Origin of the sequence: Psychrobacillus sp. FSL K6-1267 (assembly GCF_038003265.1) — a bacterium.
Taxonomy (GTDB): domain Bacteria; phylum Bacillota; class Bacilli; order Bacillales_A; family Planococcaceae; genus Psychrobacillus; species Psychrobacillus faecigallinarum.
Genome location: NZ_JBBOOR010000001.1, coordinates 35982 through 54155, shown reverse-complemented (window position 1 = coordinate 54155; position 18174 = coordinate 35982). Strand labels below are relative to the sequence as shown.

General features: G+C 36.5%; 21 protein-coding genes and 1 rRNA gene. 4 read left to right on the top strand and 18 right to left on the bottom strand.

Translation table 11 applies throughout. The annotated features are described in order from the left end of the window. Positions 1-65: 65 nt before the first annotated feature. The 6 genes from MHB55_RS00260 to MHB55_RS00235 all read right to left on the bottom strand — a co-directional run bounded on the left by MHB55_RS00260 (position 66) and on the right by MHB55_RS00235 (position 4523). The gene (locus MHB55_RS00260; RefSeq protein WP_144541539.1) at positions 66-242 is read right to left on the bottom strand and encodes a small, acid-soluble spore protein, alpha/beta type; all 177 of its coding nucleotides are present in this window, start codon (positions 240-242) and stop codon (positions 66-68) included. Positions 243-376: 134 nt separating this feature from the next. Continuing rightward, positions 377-640 carry a biofilm formation stimulator Veg gene (gene veg, locus MHB55_RS00255; protein ID WP_144541541.1) on the bottom strand — a complete coding sequence of 88 codons (264 nt, stop codon included), beginning with the start codon at positions 638-640 and terminating at the stop codon, positions 377-379. 154 nt (positions 641-794) lie between these two features. Further along, positions 795-1676, bottom strand: a complete 882-nt coding sequence (rsmA, locus tag MHB55_RS00250; RefSeq protein WP_154311966.1) for a 16S rRNA (adenine(1518)-N(6)/adenine(1519)-N(6))-dimethyltransferase RsmA — start codon at positions 1674-1676, stop codon at positions 795-797. After that, positions 1673-2239: a ribonuclease M5 gene (rnmV, locus tag MHB55_RS00245; protein WP_154311967.1), complete on the bottom strand. Its 567-nt coding sequence runs from the start codon at positions 2237-2239 to the stop codon at positions 1673-1675. The genes rsmA and rnmV overlap by 4 nt, the downstream gene beginning before the upstream one ends. A gap of 173 nt (positions 2240-2412) precedes the next feature. Then, on the bottom strand, positions 2413-3630 hold the full coding sequence (locus MHB55_RS00240) for a ubiquitin-like domain-containing protein (RefSeq protein WP_340862344.1): 1218 nt from the start codon (positions 3628-3630) through the stop codon (positions 2413-2415). Positions 3631-3752: 122 nt separating this feature from the next. Beyond that, on the bottom strand, positions 3753-4523 hold the full coding sequence (locus MHB55_RS00235; protein ID WP_144541549.1) for a TatD family hydrolase: 771 nt from the start codon (positions 4521-4523) through the stop codon (positions 3753-3755). A gap of 756 nt (positions 4524-5279) precedes the next feature. Between MHB55_RS00235 and MHB55_RS00230 the strand changes: the two genes are divergently transcribed. The 3 genes from MHB55_RS00230 to MHB55_RS00220 all read left to right on the top strand — a co-directional run bounded on the left by MHB55_RS00230 (position 5280) and on the right by MHB55_RS00220 (position 6688). Then, a complete protein-coding gene (locus tag MHB55_RS00230) occupies positions 5280-5789 on the top strand; it encodes a spore coat protein (protein ID WP_144541551.1) in 510 nt (169 codons plus the stop codon). A gap of 30 nt (positions 5790-5819) precedes the next feature. Then, the gene (locus tag MHB55_RS00225; protein ID WP_151111857.1) at positions 5820-6242 is read left to right on the top strand and encodes a spore coat protein; all 423 of its coding nucleotides are present in this window, start codon (positions 5820-5822) and stop codon (positions 6240-6242) included. 230 nt (positions 6243-6472) lie between these two features. Further along, entirely contained in the window at positions 6473-6688 is a 216-nt protein-coding gene (locus MHB55_RS00220; protein ID WP_225216180.1) for a spore coat protein, read from the top strand. A gap of 409 nt (positions 6689-7097) precedes the next feature. Here MHB55_RS00220 and metG read toward each other — a convergent pair whose 3' ends face one another. Beyond that, the gene (gene metG / locus MHB55_RS00215; protein WP_151111859.1) at positions 7098-9059 is read right to left on the bottom strand and encodes a methionine--tRNA ligase; all 1962 of its coding nucleotides are present in this window, start codon (positions 9057-9059) and stop codon (positions 7098-7100) included. A 333-nt stretch (positions 9060-9392) separates the two neighbouring features. Here metG and MHB55_RS00210 point away from each other — a divergent pair, with 333 nt between their 5' ends. Next, the gene (locus MHB55_RS00210; RefSeq protein ID WP_144541581.1) at positions 9393-9668 is read left to right on the top strand and encodes an AbrB/MazE/SpoVT family DNA-binding domain-containing protein; all 276 of its coding nucleotides are present in this window, start codon (positions 9393-9395) and stop codon (positions 9666-9668) included. Positions 9669-9713: 45 nt separating this feature from the next. Here MHB55_RS00210 and rsmI read toward each other — a convergent pair whose 3' ends face one another. The 11 genes from rsmI to rrf form a co-directional block, all read right to left on the bottom strand. Continuing rightward, positions 9714-10589 (bottom strand): 16S rRNA (cytidine(1402)-2'-O)-methyltransferase, encoded by an 876-nt coding sequence (gene rsmI / locus MHB55_RS00205; RefSeq protein ID WP_144541557.1) that lies wholly within the window; start codon positions 10587-10589, stop codon positions 9714-9716. Positions 10590-10593: 4 nt separating this feature from the next. Beyond that, positions 10594-10851, bottom strand: a complete 258-nt coding sequence (locus tag MHB55_RS00200; protein ID WP_151111862.1) for a GIY-YIG nuclease family protein — start codon at positions 10849-10851, stop codon at positions 10594-10596. After that, positions 10838-11584, bottom strand: coding sequence for a tRNA1(Val) (adenine(37)-N6)-methyltransferase (locus MHB55_RS00195; protein WP_340862343.1), 747 nt, complete (start codon positions 11582-11584; stop codon positions 10838-10840). The genes MHB55_RS00200 and MHB55_RS00195 overlap by 14 nt, the downstream gene beginning before the upstream one ends. Before the next feature lie 64 nt (positions 11585-11648). Further along, entirely contained in the window at positions 11649-12005 is a 357-nt protein-coding gene (yabA, locus tag MHB55_RS00190; protein ID WP_144541563.1) for a DNA replication initiation control protein YabA, read from the bottom strand. A gap of 9 nt (positions 12006-12014) precedes the next feature. Continuing rightward, a complete protein-coding gene (locus MHB55_RS00185) occupies positions 12015-12845 on the bottom strand; it encodes a PSP1 domain-containing protein (protein ID WP_151111868.1) in 831 nt (276 codons plus the stop codon). Further along, positions 12838-13848 carry a DNA polymerase III subunit delta' gene (gene holB, locus MHB55_RS00180; RefSeq protein ID WP_144541583.1) on the bottom strand — a complete coding sequence of 337 codons (1011 nt, stop codon included), beginning with the start codon at positions 13846-13848 and terminating at the stop codon, positions 12838-12840. The genes MHB55_RS00185 and holB overlap by 8 nt, the downstream gene beginning before the upstream one ends. 138 nt (positions 13849-13986) lie before the next feature. Further along, positions 13987-14427, bottom strand: a complete 441-nt coding sequence (locus MHB55_RS00175) for a YaaR family protein (RefSeq protein ID WP_151111870.1) — start codon at positions 14425-14427, stop codon at positions 13987-13989. Positions 14428-14451: 24 nt separating this feature from the next. Further along, the gene (locus tag MHB55_RS00170) at positions 14452-14781 is read right to left on the bottom strand and encodes a cyclic-di-AMP receptor (protein WP_151111872.1); all 330 of its coding nucleotides are present in this window, start codon (positions 14779-14781) and stop codon (positions 14452-14454) included. Positions 14782-14830: 49 nt separating this feature from the next. Beyond that, positions 14831-15472, bottom strand: coding sequence for a dTMP kinase (tmk, locus tag MHB55_RS00165; protein ID WP_151111874.1), 642 nt, complete (start codon positions 15470-15472; stop codon positions 14831-14833). Positions 15473-15474: 2 nt separating this feature from the next. Further along, positions 15475-16896, bottom strand: a complete 1422-nt coding sequence (locus MHB55_RS00160; protein ID WP_154311970.1) for an aminotransferase class I/II-fold pyridoxal phosphate-dependent enzyme — start codon at positions 16894-16896, stop codon at positions 15475-15477. A gap of 1020 nt (positions 16897-17916) precedes the next feature. After that, positions 17917-18032: ribosomal RNA gene (rrf, locus tag MHB55_RS00155) — 5S ribosomal RNA — on the bottom strand. Between the last annotated feature and the right edge of the window lie 142 nt (positions 18033-18174).

Genomic DNA, 18174 nt, shown 5'->3' with positions numbered 1-18174 from the left:
AGGCTAATAATTCGCCTTTTCTTTGCTAGTTGTACGTTATTTTTGGATATCGTGCTCGGTAAGATTTATTTACTTTGGTTGTTCATTTGTTGTTCAGCCATTTCAATTGCGCGTTTCACCATATTACCTGCATCACGGGATTTAATCCCACCCCAGCCTTCAGTTTTAACTACATCATAAAATCCAAGATCTTTTGCAATCTCTTCTTTTAATTCTTTAGACATAATTCCTCTTCTAGCCATATTGGTGAATCCTCCTAATAACAACTAGCAATATTAGTATGTCCGATATAAAGAAAAAAACTCCCTTCCCATTCAATCGAATGAGGAAAGAAGTTTTTGTCATATAAAAATGTAAAAATAAAAGTTCTAAACAATCATTTTACTACAATTGAATTATTTGCTTCGTCATAAATAGTGATTTCTACTGCTTCTGTCAAAATGTCTGCATAACTATAAGATACACGTTCAAAAGAATTTTCATCTTGATCCAAATCGATTACGAATACAGCATGATATGTTTCTCTTAGTACACCTGCTCGTTCGATTGTCTTCTTACGTCCTCCGTTTGCTTTTAACTGCAAACGTTTCCCTAAATGATGATCTAATGACTTTTTAATATCAGCTAAAGTTTTTGGCATTCCGCTTACACCTCACTGATTACAATATTAACACATATCCATTTTTTTGTCAAACAAAACATTTTATCAACATAAGCATACTCTTGTCAACGTTTTTATTATTAGTTTAGGATACTTTTATTTATTAACATTACTAATATTGTAACAAGTAAATTTAATGGAAATTAGGATATAGTTCATCTGCCAATCGCCCAAATTCTTCAATACTTAATGTTTCTCCTCTGCGAGTAGGGTTAACCCCCACCTTTTCTAACGCTTGCACGATTAATTCCTTTTTTTCCTTGCCATTTGGCAGAGAAGATTGAAGGTTATTAATAATCGTTTTTCTGCGTTGAACAAAGGAGCCTCTTGAAACTTTAAACAAGAAGTCCTCATCAATAACTTGGACTGGCGGTGTTTCATGGCGAGTTAGCTTTATGACCGCAGAATCAACGTTAGGCTGTGGCATAAATACTGCCTTTGGAACAGTCATCGCTACTTCTGCTTTCATGTAATATTGAATGGCAATTGATAAGGATCCGTATGCTTTGGTACCCGGTGAAGCGGTAATTCGATCTGCCACCTCCTTTTGCATCATCACAACCATTCCCCGAATAGGTAAGCGATCCATTAACAGCTTTAGTAAAATAGGGGTTGTTACATAGTATGGCAAATTAGCTACAACCATGACATCCTTATAATCAGACAATCTCTCTTCAAACATTTGTAGCACATTTGCTTCAAGAATATCCCCATGAATGATTTCTACGTTATTATATGGTGACAGTGTGTCATCTAAGACTGGTAAAAGACGTTGGTCTATCTCAAATGCAACTACTTTTCCTGCCTCTCTTGCCAAGTGCTCTGTTAAGGCACCAATACCAGGTCCTATTTCAATAGCTGCTGATTCTTTCGTTAAATTAGCATGACTTACAATATTTCTAAGAATATTAGGGTCTATTAAGAAATTTTGCCCTAAGCTTTTCTTAAATGAAAATCCATATTTTTTAAGTATCTCTTGTGTGCGAACCGGGGTCGCTATATCTTTTTGTGTCATTCTTTGTTGTCCTCCAAATCGAGTTGCAGAATAGCTGCTTCAAGCTGCTCCCTGTGTATTTGAAAAATAGATAGCCTTTTTTGTAGCTGCTTTCCATTGGTATAGCCAATTTTTAAAAATTCACCCAGTCTTGTTCTCCGTTCCTTGGCTTTGGGGTGCCCAATTAACCTTCCTTCTATTAACACCTCTAAAGGTATTGAAATATGAGTTTCCGAGTCAGTTTTTGGGGTATAAATATCACTAAGAGCTTGTTGAATATCTTCATCCTTGGCATGTTCAATTCCCAGGCTCTTACCGTTTTTCGCTATCGTTTTTTCCTTAGATAAAAAAGCGTGCTTCACACCAGGTATTTGCTCTTCTATAATTGCACGAATTCTTCTTCCAGGATAATCTGGGTCAGTAAATACTATGACTCCTCTTTTTTCCTGTGCATGCTGAATTTTCATTAGTGTCTCTTTAGAAATGGCTGACCCATTGGTTTCTATAGTATCAGCATCTACTGCTCTTTTTATAGCAGTCGTATCATCTTTTCCTTCTACGACAATAATTTCTTTTATACGCAAGCATTTTCCCTCTTTTCTGCTTCTATGCTAGCCTCTATCATAACGCAAAAAAGCTCTCCCTATCAACGAGAGGGAAAGCTATACGGAAAATTTATATACATATATTCATGCAAGCTAGCACATAGTACACCCGATAATTCATACTATGCTAACCACTTACATTCCCATTTGTATTATTTTAAAACTTTTACACGTACTTTTTTGCGACCAAAATCATAGGCTTGCGATTTGGAAGCCATAAATAGATCTATTTTGTTTCCTTTTATAGCTCCACCAGTATCTCCAGCTATTGCATAACCATAGCCTTCAACCCACACCTTAGATCCAAGTGGAATGACACTAGGATCTACCGCCACAACTTTCACGTCTGGATTTGCTTTTAGGTTAATACCAGTAGCAGTTACTCCTGTACAGCCATTACAGCTAGCAGTGTATGCTGTAGCTGTAACATAAAACTCGCTTCCTCCAGATGGGGCTGCTGAGGTATTAGTACCACGCGATACGTTGGCACTGGCAGTCATTACTTTAGTTCCCACTGAAACAACCTTTTTCTTAGGCTCTTTTGTTACTTTTTCACTTACTATGTTACGAGAAACTTCCACTCCGTTTTCTTTTATAACCTCATAAGTGCGCGCAATAGATCCTTTTTCGCCTGTTTCAACTACTTTTTCTTTTCCTTTTAGAAGAGAATCGTCTTTCTTTGTAACTACTGCAAAGTTTGTTTCTTCCTCAACTACATCGGTGACCTTTTCTACTCTCACTATTTGTATTGCAGAATTAGGAAGTATAATTTCATCCATTTTCTGTTCTACACGGTCCAATTCATTCAATGGAATCTTATGTTTTTTTAAAAAGTCAGCGACCGTAGTCGAAGTGGACCATAATTTTTTCTCTTCCTTGCCATCTATAAGCGTTACTTCATATGCTTTCTCAATTGCAATTCGATTATCGGGTCCCACCTCTGCATCTGCAGCAGGGGTAATCGCATCATGTTCGGTGTATGGAACATTTGCCTTTGCTAGTACTTCTGAAACTAAATCATCAGTAGTCTGGACAGCTTGAATTTTACCATCTACCGTAATTTCTATTTGTCTTGCCTGCTCCCACTCAATCTCTAAATTATTTTTGATTGAAGTGTTCACTGAGGGATGTAAAAAATCATCGTTAGTGATTACTAGATTATTTTCATCTAGCAGCTCACCAACTGTATTGGCATGTGTTGTTATTTCTTGTTGTTCTCCGTTAACTGTTAAAGCAACAGTTTTCTTTGTTCCTTCGTATAAAACGAACGAAACTACTGCAAAAAACAATAGTAAAGATGCTATCGTTACTAGTGTTTTCTTGCTCCTCAATGAATGAAAGAACAGGTTTTTCATGGTTTTATCTTGCATGAAAAACGCCTCCTTGTTCACTCGTGTGATTATATAGAGTACTTTTAAGCTTGTCAACACTTTAGGTTTTTACCAATTTTTACATAACTGTGCGTATACCAATTGAAAATTACAGATAAATTTTAGTCTTCGATGTGGAAAAACCTCTTGGCATTACGGGTTGTTGCTTCAGCTACTTCTTCAACCGAGATACCCTTCAATCGTGCAATTTCTTCTGCTACTAGGGCAACAAGTGCCGGTTCATTTCTTTTACCTCTATGAGGATGTGGGGCCAAATAAGGAGCATCCGTTTCGATTAACAAATGATCTAAAGAAATTTCAGTTGCCACCTCTTTTGGCTTTTTGGCATTTTTAAATGTTACTGGTCCACCAAGTGAAATCATAAAGTTCATATCAATACATTGTTTAGCTGTTTCTACACTTCCACCGAAGCAGTGCATAATCCCACCTGTAAGATGAGCCTCCTCCTCCTTAAGAATTCTTACTACATCTTCTGTTGCTTCGCGATTATGTATGATGATTGGCAAGTTTACCTTTTGTGCTAAACGTATTTGCTTGCGGAAGATAGTCTGCTGAATTTCTTTTGGAGACTTGTCCCAATAATAGTCTAGCCCTGTTTCACCAATACCTACTACTTTTTTATGAGCAGATAACTCTTCAATCCATTGTAAATCATCCTCAGTACAATCGATTGCGTCCACGGGATGCCAGCCGATTACTGCGTAAATAAACGGATATTTTTCTGCTAACTCCATTGCACGTTCAATTGTTTTACGATCAAAACCAATTACGACCATTTTGTTCACATTTGCCTCCAAGGCTCTTTGAATTACTTCCTGAAGATCTTCGTCATATTGGTCTGCGTTTAAATGGACATGTGTATCTATTAGCATATTCATTCTCCTATCTGAGCTTCATTTTACTTTTTTATTTGTTTACAATCATCACAATACTATTACATTTACATTAAATGAGTCATTTTTTCAATTATTTTGATTAATTTTACCTTATAAAATGACAAGTTTCCCAAAAATATTCAATTAAAAATAGGATTTATCGAATACTATTTAGATGTTTTAGGAACTTAATCGATTTAATATTATTAACCAAATTGACTTAAATAATTTTAAATAGGAAAGGTTTTCTTTAGGTAAATTTCGATTAAATAATTTGTTAATTAACTTTAAAACAATACCATAAATAGGGTATTTGTCATTAATAATGACTCTTTTTTATGCTTTATATAGGTAACGACTCTTTGGAGAAAAATTTTATATTGCTTTATTAATGACATTAATTTAATAGATATAAAAATGTCCAATCTCTCATCTAATTTCCTCCTGATAACGCATTCCTTCATGATCAACTTTAATACACAAAATTCCTAAATCATTTATACCTTCCACCATAATCAAACTATTTATCTCCCTATATTGAAGTCCTCAGGCCAGATTAAATCTGGGTTTTTAAAACACCTACTGTACTTTTAAGATTTCTTCTAAAAATAGATATTCATTTAAAAAAACATAGTTTTTTTAGATAGTCAAAAAAACTATGTCAGTAATTAACTTGTTCATATGATACAGAAGTGAGGTTGCAAATTAAGCATTTTTTACAACCAAGCTAGTAAATAGGAAAGGAGATTTTATATGAGTCACTGGAAATGTAAACATTGTAGTTACGAAAGTAATTATCCAGTAAGGAACTGCCAACGTTGTAACGGCTTTAATTCTGAGGATAGCGCCCAGGAAAAGAATCACTGGCATTATAATAATGACTTTAGTGAAGCAACGGTCTTAGAAGATTTTGATCAGGTCTCATCTGTAGACCAAGAATCCGATGAACTAATCTGGATTAAGGATTCATGCAACATTACTGTTCAGACAACAGATACTCAAGCATCGGTATCCCTTCAAGTAGGCTTACAACTTGCAATTGCTCTAGTAGTAAGTATTGCAATTGGGGATTCTGATCAGGGTCAAGCTGTTGCAAATGACATTTTTCAACAATTTAATGACGAACAAACCAATAGACAAAAAATCATTATTGATAACTCAAATGACGTTAACATTGTAACTACTGATACAGACTTGGCCGTGAATATTCAGGCAATGCTACAAGTATTGGTTTCATTAGTAGTTAGATTAGATGTTCTTTAAATTTAATATAAAATGAAAAGAGGTGAAAATATGAATAAATGGAGAGCATTAGATCATTGCAATGACACCAGAAATAACAATGCGGATGTTCAGCAAAACGGAGAACAAATCGTTTCCAATAAGCAACAATCATATGAATGGATTATTGTAAGGGATTCGGAAGGTGTTGAAATTCAAACAACAGATACCCAAGCAGCTTTGTCGTTACAATTAGGAATTCAAGCTGCAATTGCAGCAGTTATTAGCGTTACTCTAGGAGATACAGATCAAGCTAGAGCAGTTGCTCAAGATATGAAACAATTTATAAAAACTAAACAACGAAACGTTCAAAAAACGATTGTCGAGGGGTCAAGAAATATAACAGTTACAACCACTGATACCGACTTGGCAGTGAACATTCAGGCAATGCTTCAAATCCTTCTTGCTTTAGTAGCTAGGTTAGATATTCTATAATAAATTCGAAATAAATCGAAGAGTCTAGAAAAACTTAAATATAATTATAGTACGCTCAAAATGGATTCGAGCGATTATATGTTTAAAATATTTTCTATTTAACCTCCAGCTAAGATTTTTAATGAGTCTAAAAATTAGTAGGTTTGGAAAACGAAAAACATCCCTCGTCTCCTCTTAATTCATAGTTGCATATAATAATACAAATGATATTACAAGAAGGAGTGATGGACGTGAGCGATTTACCTAAAAAAAATGCAATTCCTGAAAAGGTCATTGATTTAATAGTAAGTGATACACTGCGTAAAAATGGCGTAAATCTAGATGATGTTAAAGGAAAATTATCCACTGAGCAAAAGCAGTTACTTAAAGAGCTTGTGGAAGAACTAACCATGCAAGTTGATCAATTTGTTGATCAACCGACATCCCATAAAAAGGATGCTAAATGAATTAAATTCAATTTCCGATGAAGAACGGTATTAAAGAAATATGGAAGAGAATAACGTATATTTGATTTCTGCTATGGGCGGAGTCTTTTAAGTGGGGAGAGCGGATAAGCCATCGCTACAAGCTCACGCATGTTTGTGAAGGCTTTCTGTCTCACTCATCCCACTGGAATCGTCACCTGCAGTTTCAACAATTAATGTCCAAGTTGTACTGACAATTAATATTTAAGGTAATACCTCAAATAGATATTTACTAAAGCGCCTTTAACAAAGGCGTTTTATTTTTGAATACTGCTACACAATTGACACTACAGCTTTTCCACCTTTCACCAAGGAGAAGCTTTCAAAGTAAAAATTCTCTTTATTAGTACAAAAAAACTGCCGCTCATGCGACAGTTTTTTGGATAATCAATTATTTTACTTGTGCACCATTTTCTAATTTTTCATCTACAGTTGCTAGAGTTAAAAATCCATCTTTTTCACCAGCCAAAATCATACCTTGAGATAGCTCTCCTCTAAGTTTAACTGGTTTTAAATTAGCCACTACAATTACCTTCTTACCGATAAGTTCCTCCGGCTTATAATGCTTTGCAATCCCAGATACTACTTGGCGCTTCTCATAACCTAAATCTAATTGTAATTTAAGTAGCTTGTCTGCTTTAGGGATTGCTTCACATTCTAAAACAGTTGCTACACGTAGATCAACTTTAAAGAAATCGTCAATTGATATTTCCTCTGTTTGCTCTTCTTCTGGTTCTTCCTTCACCTCTTCTTGTGAAGTCATAACAGAACCTCGCATTTTCTCACGAATATAAGCAACTTCCTCATCTACGTCTAAGCGAGGGAAAATCGGTACTCCTGTACTTATTACTTGTGTACCTTCTGGAATAACATTAAATTTCCCTAACTTATCCCATTCTAGATACATTTCTGTTAATCCCAGCTGCTCCATAATTTCTTTTGGGCTGTTAGGCATAAATGGTTGAATCAATGTAGCTATTTGGCGAAGGCTTTCTGCTAGGTTAGTCATGACACTAGCTAGCTGCGCTTTAGTCGCCTCATCCTTTGCAAGCACCCATGGTTGTGTCTCATCAATATATTTGTTAGTGCGAGATACTAGAGACCAAAGCTCTCCCAATACAATACTAAATTGCATTTTTTCCATATTTGATTCATATTTTTCAATTGCTTCTTTAGCAAATTGTTGTAATGTACTATCAAATTCAGTAGGTTCGCCTTGGTTTACAGGAATCTGACCACCAAAATACTTATTAATCATAGAAACTGTTCTATTCAATAGATTCCCTAAGTCGTTTGCAAGGTCAAAATTTGTACGTTCTACAAAGGATTCTGGAGAGAATACACCATCTTGACCAAATGGAAGCTCACGAAGTAAGAAATAGCGAGTAGCGTCTAAGCCATATTTCTCTACTAGCATCTCTGGGTATACAACGTTTCCTTTAGATTTAGACATCTTACCGTCCTTCATCATGATAAACCCATGTGCAAAAACCTTTTTAGGTAGAGGTAAGTCTAAAGCCATTAAGAATATTGGCCAATAGATTGTATGGAAACGTACAATATCCTTCCCTACTACATGTACATCTGCTGGCCAGTACTTTTTGAATAGAGAATCATCATCTGACATATAACCTAGTGAAGTAATATAATTAGTTAAAGCATCCACCCATACGTAAATAACATGCTTCGCATCCCCTGGAACATGGATTCCCCAATCAAAGGAAGTCCTAGAGACAGATAGGTCCTCTAGGCCTGGCTTGATGAAATTATTAATCATTTCATTTTTTCTAGACTCTGGCTCGATAAATTCCACATTATTTTCGTAGTAATCTAGCAAGCGATCAGCATACTTCTTCATATTAAAGAAATAGGATTCTTCCTTTACTTTATGAACAGGTCTACCACAATCAGGACAGTTTCCTTCATCTAATTGAGTTTCTGTGAAAAAAGATTCACAAGGAGTACAATATAAACCCTCATATTCACCTTTATAAATATCTCCGTTATCTAGGAACTTTTTAAAAATTTTCTCTACCGCTTGAGTATGGCGTTTTTCCGTAGTTTGAATAAAGTCATCGTAAGATATATTCATAGTGGCCCATGTTTTCTTAGAAGCTTCCGCAATTTCATCTACGTAAGCTTGTGGTTCCATTCCAGCTTCCTGGGCTTTTTCCTGTATCTTCTGTCCATGCTCGTCCATACCTGTTAAGAAACGTACATCATAACCTCGTAAGCGTTTATATCTTGCCATTGCATCGGAAGCTACAGTTGTATAAGCCGTTCCAATATGGAATTTACCACTCGGATAGTAAATTGGTGTCGTTATATAAAAAGTTTTGTCTTGTGCATTCAATGATTGCTGCCTCCAATGCTGAATCTTCTATAATATTCATTTTATCTAAATGGGTTATGGGTTTCAATCTATTCATCTAAGCATTTTTGTCGAATTATATTTATTCCACATATTATTTCCAAAAATATCAATATTATTCCCAAGAATGATATAATTCATCTTTTTTAGAGGAATATTATGTAAGCGTAGTCATATTTTTATCATCAAATCTAATGAAAACAGAAGAATAATTATTGACCAATATGGTAGTACTTGGTATGATTAAGTACATAAAAGAGGTTAATGTCGAATTTTGGCGAAAAATATACACTCTTGAGAGGAGAAACTTTAATAATGAAATCTACAGGTATTGTTCGTAAAGTTGATGAATTAGGACGCGTAGTTATTCCTATCGAACTTCGTCGTACACTAGGTATAGCTGAAAAAGATGCGCTTGAAATATATGTTGACGATGATAAAATCATCTTAAAAAAATATATGCCAAATATGACTTGTGCAGTTACTGGTGAAGTATCAGATGAAAACCTTCGTCTTGTTGGTGGTAAACTGATTCTTAGCCCAGAAGGTGCAGAACAGTTAATCAAAGAAATTCAAAGCAGCTTAAAATAATTACTTAATTAAAACATCCGTTCATAACTTATGGCGGATGTTTTATTATGTTACGTGATAGCTTTGATAAACTTCTCTTTTAGATAGTCCTCTTTGAATAGCCACCTCTTTAATAGCTTCTTTCGATTTTAATTGTTTTTCATTCATTAAATGTTCCACGTGTTCCTCAATACTTAAATTAATCCACCATGCCTCTTCTTCTAGTACTTCTTCTGTATCATTGCCTTCTAGCACAATGCAAAATTCACCACGAATTTCATTAGACTCGGCCCATTCTAATGCTTCCTCTACCGTTCCTCTTAAAAATTCCTCAAACTTTTTAGTGAGTTCTCTAGCTAACACAATGCGACGTGACCCTTCCATGATCGCTTGTATATCTTTTAATGTATCCTTCAGGCGATGTGGAGCTTCATACAATAGTATCGTCTCTTGTCTCTTTTGGAGCAATGTAATTTCTTTTTTTCGTTCCTTTTTATTTCTGCTAAGAAATCCATAAAAAAAGAATGGCTGAGTTGACATACCCGAAGCTATTAGTGCACTCAATGCAGCGTTGGCTCCTGGCACCGGGACAACCGCAAATCCTTCATCTATAGCTTTTGCTGCTATATCTGCTCCTGGATCTGAGATACAAGGTAAACCAGCATCACTGACTAAAGCTACTTGTTTTCCTTCTCTCAGTATTTCTAATATTTTTTCTCCGCCAACTTGTTGGTTATGGTCATGATAACTCATTAAAGGGGTAGATATCTCAAAATAATTACATAGTTTTTTTGAGTTTCTTGTGTCCTCTGCTGCTATGTAATCTACCTCTTTCAAAATACGAATAGCCCGCATAGTCATATCTTCTAAATTGCCAATTGGAGTTGCCACTAAATACAAACAGCTACTCTGTTCGTGCTCAGTAGATTTTTGTGATTTCATTTCCTTACTCTCCTCTCATATAGGCTATTTTTTGCTTTCTAGTTAACTGTTTAAAAGCATACTCCGCCTGCATAGCCTCTTGCTTTGTATCAAAGGTTTCCTTATATACGCACTGAACTGGAATTCTTGCTCGTGTGTATTTGGCTCCTTTTCCCTCATTATGAGTTTTAATCCGCTTCGTTAAATCATTCGTATAACCGGCGTAATAGGAACCGTCTTTACATTGTAATACATAGAAGGTATGAATTTTATTTGTCTCCATAGAGCATCTCTTTTATTTCATCTGTGTACTTTCCATCATCTTCGTACACATATAAAGGAGGAAGAATCTTCAAATCAGGCTTACCGTCCTTTATTCCTTCTATTAATAATGTATTTGCTTCCTTCCCCTTCTTTGGATACACAAAGCGAATACGTTTTGGTTCTAACCGATTGGCCCTCATTGCAGTAACAATGTCCAACAATCTACCTGGTCGATGTACAAATGCTGCTTTTCCGCCCTGCTTTAGCAGCTCACTCGCAGATTGCACAGCCTCTTCCAAGGTTAGATGAATTTCATGCCTAGCAATGGCCATATGTTCCTTTAGGTTTTTTTCACTTGCTTCATGAGCAGGAAAGTAAGGGGGATTACAGGTAACCACATCGTATTTCTCTGAACCTAATTTTCCTGCGATACCAATAACATTGTCTTGTATAATACGAATTTGATCGGTTAGTTGGTTGTATTTGGTACTTCTAATTGCCATATCGGCTAATCTTTCTTGCAACTCAATACCTATTATTTCTGACTTTGACCGAGCACTTAGGAATAGAGGGATTGCACCATTCCCTGTACACAAATCAACTATTTTTCCCTTTTTAATCGGCACGTATGTAAATCGAGCCAGTAATACTGCATCCAAGGAAAAGGAGAAAACAGAAGGGCTTTGTATGATTCGTAATTCCTCTGCCAATAAATAATCTAGCCTTTCATCATCCTTGAGCCATTGTTCCATAAATCCTACCTCCATAAAAACAAAAGACTGACATCCACCTTATGGAGTGGCATCAGTCAATTGATTAGACATTTTGTTTATTTAAAAAAGATAAGCAAAATAAACAATCTTCCTCCTTACGAGGACTTCCAAAGTGAACATGACATACATGGTACCCTTCCTGATATAGCCTAGCTAAGTTATCATAGCCTTCTCCTATATCAGCTTTGTTCAATCGATTTTCTCGTATCTTTTCGTCCATTGCTTCTTTTTCATGTATCTCATCTAGCCTTTGTCTTAAATGATTATTTTCTTCTTGTAACGCTTGTCGTTCTTCTATCATAATCGCTACAAACTCTTTCAACGCGCGAAACTGGAGTTGCGTGGACTCTAATTGTTTTTCAAATTCTATAATTGTATCCAAAAAATTACGGTCCATCACCTATTCACCTCATTGCCCCGTCCACTGAACTGGGTTTTTAGCATAGTTTACAATCTCATCTAACGTATAATCTAACACACGTAAAGGATCGCCCAACTCAATACGTAAAATTCTTTCTAAAATATTCATGCTGACAACTTTTCCATATCCATCTGGTGTCTCAATTCTATCACCAATGTCAGGCATTTGCTCTCTTGCCGTCTCGTATTCATCATTTTCATACTTTAAGCAACACATTAAGCGGCCGCATAAACCTGAAATTTTAGAAGGATTTAGAGATAGATTTTGATCCTTTGCCATCTTAATAGACACTGGTTCGAAATCTCCTAGAAAGGTTGAACAGCAAAGCATTCTTCCACAAGGCCCTATGCCGCCTAACATTTTAGCTTCATCTCGAACTCCAATTTGTCGAAGTTCAATTCGTGTTCTGAAGACTGAAGCAAGATCTTTTACTAAATCACGAAAATCTACTCGTCCTTCAGCTGTAAAATAGAAGATTATTTTGTTGCGATCGAATGTATATTCAACATCAACAAGCTTCATCTCTAATTCTCTTTGTAGTATCTTTTCAGTCCCCAGAGCTAATGCCTGAGCTGATTCTAAACGATTTTCTTCCACCTGGATTCGATCCTTTTCTGTGGAAGGGCGTACTACTTGTTTTAAAGGTAAAACTACATCATTTTCTCCTACTTGCTTAATAGGTACGACAACTTTTCCGTACTCTACCCCGCGAGCAGTTTCTACGATGACATAATCATCCTTTTCTAAATCATAATCCACTGGATCAAAATAATATATTTTACCCGCTTTTTTAAAGCGGACTCCTACAACTTTATACAAAACTATACCCCTCCTGCAGGTTAAGCATTAGCTGCTCCATCATCAGTGTCCGGTTCATATTCCTATGCAAATTCTGTTTTGCATCTAAAATTAGTTCTAACTGTTTAGACAATTGCTCGTATGTCTTATACAATGCTACCTGTTTCCAAAAAGAAATCATATCTGGATAAGTACAAACTGCGAGTGGAGTTGCTTTTATAGCTACTATATCACGATAAGCAAATAGTAGTAAATCTAATACTTGTTCTGCTTGTTCCTTTTCTTTTAGAAGTGGGCCAAAATCTTCTTGAATACACATTAATGCATCTTGAACACTTTTTTCACTTGCTTCCACCAATTTTAACACTGATTTCCTTGCAAGTCCAAATTGCTCGTCTTTCGCTAAATTTAGACCTTCTTCTACCTCATTCGTCATTCTACTTACAGTGGAAGCCATAGAATCTGTGATTCCTTCCTCTATTAACTTCTGCTTTAATATCGATTGAGGCATAGTAGCCAAGCCGATATGCTGACATCTTGAACGTATAGTTGGAAGCAAAGCATGCATCTTATCTGTCAATAAAATTGCTGTAATCTCACTTTGTGGCTCCTCTAAAAATTTTAGCAGCGTATTAGAGGAACTAATGTTTAATCGGTCTGCTTCATGGATCACATAAACTTTTCTTCCGCTTTCTAAAGAGGTTTTACTCATCTCATGTATCAGATCATCTATTTGATTTCTTTTTATATTTTGTCCATCTGGCTCTATCTGACTAAGATTTAAATGATTATGCGATTTTAGCCTTTTACAGCTTCGACATGTTTCACATGGAACATTTCCTGTCGAATTCTCGCAAAACATCAGTTGTACAAAAAACTGCATAACCTTTGTTTTTCCTGTACCCTTGGCCCCTTCAATTATATAAGCATGTCCAATACGATTTTTAGCTACAATAGATTGAATATGTTTTATAGCTACTGGTTGCATTCTTTCTATGTTTTGTATTGACCATTCTTCTACCATGCTCAATCTTGTTCCACCTTTCTCATAAAAACGTAAGCTCCTGAAGCTAGACACCGAATAAATAAATTGCAAAAAAGCATATACTTCCTATCTTCTAAAAAATCCCGTGTCTCGCTTTGTGCGAAAACACGGGAGCTTCTACGTATACAAATTAATAAGTAAGCCTTTAATTTCACCTATTTTATCCAACAATTCAATGGAACTCTTTTCTTGGCTTAGAATTTCTTCCGCTAGCTCTACTAATTTCTCATCAATTGTCTCTACTATTTTTAGCTTTCTACCTTCACCAAATCTATTCCACGTATGAGACTGTTTTAGCCCCATACCGAAATCTACTGCTTCTTCCAAAAACTTTTTAATTAGCATTTTAAACTTTGCCATATCACGTAGGTTTCTTGACCGAGCTAGACGATCACCAGCTGTTGTAATATCACCTAACAGCCTAGTCAGAGCTTCAGTTTGCATTCTTTGGTCATGCTTCGTTACCATTTGCCCAAATTTTGCCGAATTCGTATTATTCTGTATAGAATCTTTACGTATTTTATCTATCCCTACTCGTAAATCTTGATTAATTTTCAACGTTTTCTGTCCTTTCCTTCATTATTAAAAATGATGGAATTGTTCAATTGGGAGTACGAATACCGTTGCTCCACCGACCTCTACTTCAACCGGATACGGTATATATGAGTCTGCGTTACCTCCCATAGGAGAAACCGGAGCAACCATCTGCTCCCGGGCACGACAATTATCTCTTATTAGTTCTAACGCAGAAGGTACCAAGGAGTCATCTGTACCGATTAAAAATGTAGTATTCCCAGATCTTAGAAATCCACCTGTACTAGCAAGTTTTGTCGCTCGAAACTTTGCTTTCGTTAACGCATTCGATAATCTATTACTATCTTGGTCCTGCACTACAGCTACTATTAATTTCATCGCTACTCACTCCTACTTTTATTTTCTGTTTATTTTATTATAGCATTTATTACCTAAAAATTCCTAATTCCATTTTTACCATTTTATAAGCCTCTTCCAACACCTCTTCCAATGATTTAGAGGCATCTATCACTTGTATTCTCTCAGGATATTGTTCCACTAATGATAGGTACCCTTCTCTCACTTTTTGATGGAAATAAAGACTTTCCACGTCTAATCTATTTTTCTCTCTGGTGCTATGAGCATTAATTCGCTTCAGTCCAAGACTCGGCTCAATATCAAATAGAAGCGTCTTGTCTGGCATCGTTTGTCCAATTGCAAATTGGTTAATGGATAATATCTCCTCTACTCCAATTCCTCTTGCATAGCCTTGATATGCAAGTGAGCTATCGATAAAACGATCACAAATAACAATTTTTCCAGCCTCTAGGGAAGGTTGAATTTTTTCCACTAGATGCTGTCTTCTAGCCGCTGCATACAACAAAGCTTCCGTGCGGCTATCCATCATTGTATGCTCGTTATCTAAAATTATGCTACGAATTTTCTCGGAGATTTTAATACCACCAGGCTCTCTTGTCATGACAACATCGTAGCCCTCTTTCACTAATCTTTCCCCAAGTAATTGCATAACAGTTGTTTTCCCTGCACCTTCAGGACCTTCACTTGATATAAAATACCCTTTTTTCTGCACTATTAATCCTCCACTACATATATTAGCTTTTCTGCAAGCCTATGCTCTCCTTGAAAGAAAGCACCTTTATCAATCCAATCTTCTAGCTCTGTTAACATAGAGATCGTAATTTTCTCCCCTGGTATAACTAATGGAATACCAGGTGGGTATGGAATGATGATTCCTTTTGCAATTCTACCTATTGACCGAGCATAGGGAATCCATTCTCCTTGCTTACAGTTTAACAAACCTATATTCATTTCAATCGTAGATACTGTTTTCAAAGAACTTTTTGATATTGCCTTAGGAACTATCGGCTCCTCTTTTTGAAGCTCATCTACTGCCATTTTTATACGCTTTCTTACTTCTGCAAAAGGATAATCTTGCTCTTTTTTCAATAATGGTAATATTATTAAAACCTGATATGTATCAGCAAGCTCAACGTAAATGTGCTGATCTTGTAACGCCCTTTGAACTTGAAATCCAGAATAATCTCCCACACGCATTAACAGTTTCAATGGATCATCTACCTCTATAATCTCCACTTGTTTAATCGATTGTAATGCCTGTTTAAATAGCTCTCTTTTATATAGTAGCTGCTTGAAATCCATTTCATTGTATCTTTGCACATAGCTCCTAGCGTCGTCTAGTGAAGCCATCAGTAGATAGGAAGGGCTGCTTGATTGAAGCATCCTTAAATACTTATTTACTCGGAGCGCTTCAATAATTGAAGAGTTTATATGCAAAAAAGATCCCATCGTCATAGCCGGCAATGTCTTATGAGCCGATTGAACAACTATGTCTGCACCATATTGAAGAGCGGATTGTGGTAGTCCTTTGTAAACTAGGAAATGGGCACCATGTGCTTCATCCACTAATACTGGAAGGTTTCTTGCATGGCAGTAGTCTATAATTTTTTTAATCTCCTCCGAAGCCATTCCATAATAGCTTGGGTAAGTAAGTATTACACCTTTTGCCTGTGGAAACTCTTCCATGGCAATCTGAATAGATTTTGCCGATACATAAGTGGCTGTTTTTGTACGATCATCCCATTCCGGTGAGACAAAAATTGGTTCAACGCCTACTAATTCAATTGCATGAAAAATAGACTTATGGGCGTTTCTTTGAACAATTATTTGTTCTCCATACTGACAGGTAGCATATAGCATCGCTAAGTTTCCAACTGTTGTTCCATTCACAAGAAAATAGCTTTTTTTTGCTCCATAAGTCGATGCCAGTAATTCTTCTGCTTCTTTAATAGCTTCTTCAGGATGATGATAGTCATCTAAACCATTTAATTCGGTCAAGTCGTAGGACAGTGCACCTTTAATAGGAGCTGGAAGGTTAGATAAGAGTCCATGTTTATGACCAGGAACATGAAAGGATATATTTTTTTGATTATGAAATTTTTCTAATGCTTCTACTAATGGACGTTTTTCATGCATTTTTTTACCCCACGAAATTTTATTATCTTTCTATTATACATGAAATAGGAGTAGATGTTTTGAACCTATTTTTGGCCTAAAAAGATGGATATTATAATATATATTTATTTTCCGGGAAATTTTTTGAAGGGTGTCATTTTCTTTTAATGACTTTGAATGATCTTTGATTATAAGATAATAGTAGGATTTTTTTGAGCGAGAGTCCTCCCTTTGACTACACAATAGTCTTGAGGATAATCCTTGTTTCTTTATTCATGTCTTACTTGCTTATTTTCTATTTAATAGTAATAGAACACTTCATATGTAAGAAATGCATATGAAATAAAAGGAAGGTGTCATTTACTCTATAAAGAATTGATTATTTTATCTATCTGGCTGTATTTAAAGATGCTTACTCTAATTATATATTCCTTTGGTCTTTCTCTTTGTAATTAACTAAACCAAAACAAAAAGTCACTTGGTGACGACTTTCTATGTACCAGCGACGTCCTACTCTTGCAGGGGGACCCCCAACTACCATCGGCGCGGCTGCGAAAGCAGATGGGCGGCAGATTTCTTCGTCAGCCGCAATCGATCGGTTCTCGCGTATGCTATACGCTCCGAGCCTCTCTTCCTTGCTTCCTCGAACTCTTTGCCCCTTTTCTTTCTCGCACACTTGCTTAGTTAGAAATGGTTAGGTGCCTTCGGCACTTCTAATTTCTTTATAGAACAAACAAAAAAGCCGTCACCGATTTCTCGGTAACGACTTTTTCCAGTGCCCAGCGACGTCCTACTCTTGCAGGGGGACCCCCAACTACCATCGGCTCGGCTGCGAAACCAGAGACGGCAGATTTCTTTGTCAGCCGCAGTCGATCGGTTCTCGCGTATGCTATACGCTCCGAGCCTCTCTTCCTTGCTTCCTCGAACTCTTTGCCCCTCTGCTTTCTCGCACACTTGCTTAGATAATGATGATTGCCTTCGGCCTTTTTCTCTTAATACAAAAAAGCCGCCACCGATTACTCGGTAACGACTTCCTATAGCGCCCAGCGACGTCCTACTCTTGCAGGGGGAGACCCCCAACTACCATCGGCGCTGAAGAGCTTAACTTCCGTGTTCGGTATGGGAACGGGTGTGACCTCTTCGCCATCATCACTAGACTTTTCGGCTTTCAATCCACTGCGCATTGCGTTGTCAACTTCGCTCGTTCAGTCAGTCACGTACGTAAGTACGCTCCTTCCTTCGCTCACTCGTTTCCTAGCACTGCTTGTGTTTTGAAATCCTCTTGAGTTGTTCACTCAA